Raw genomic sequence first — 313 nt, forward strand, 5'->3', positions numbered from 1 at the left:
AACAAGATATCTATCCACATTTCATTAATGAGAGCGCTTACGCTAAAGCGAACATTGCGATGGCCTTGGCAGAGAAGCGTCTAGTTTCTGTAGGCTAATCAGGCTCAGCATTTTTCTAGGAGCTGATAAGACTGCTAATCCATAACAAGCAAATAAGCCCACTAGCTTTGGTATACAAGATTAGTGGGCTTATTTCTTTCTATGACTTAAGCGATCATGCACTCAAGTAACTGGTTCTCAAGATCGTCATCTATTTCTAGACCGATCACTTCTATTCTGGTTTCGATACACTCATCGAGTTCTGATTCCGTCA

At 40.9% G+C, this 313-nt stretch carries 2 pseudogenes; one reads left to right on the top strand and one right to left on the bottom strand.

From position 1 onward, the window contains the following. A pseudogene (locus AB4486_RS23755) lies at nt 1–98 on the top strand (aspartoacylase); the annotation flags it as partial. A gap of 108 nt (nt 99–206) precedes the next feature. Here the strand turns inward: AB4486_RS23755 and AB4486_RS23760 are convergent. Next, a pseudogene (locus AB4486_RS23760) lies at nt 207–313 on the bottom strand (GTP-binding protein); the annotation flags it as partial.

This window comes from Vibrio sp. 10N.222.55.C6 (assembly GCF_041473395.1).
Taxonomy (GTDB): domain Bacteria; phylum Pseudomonadota; class Gammaproteobacteria; order Enterobacterales; family Vibrionaceae; genus Vibrio; species Vibrio crassostreae_C.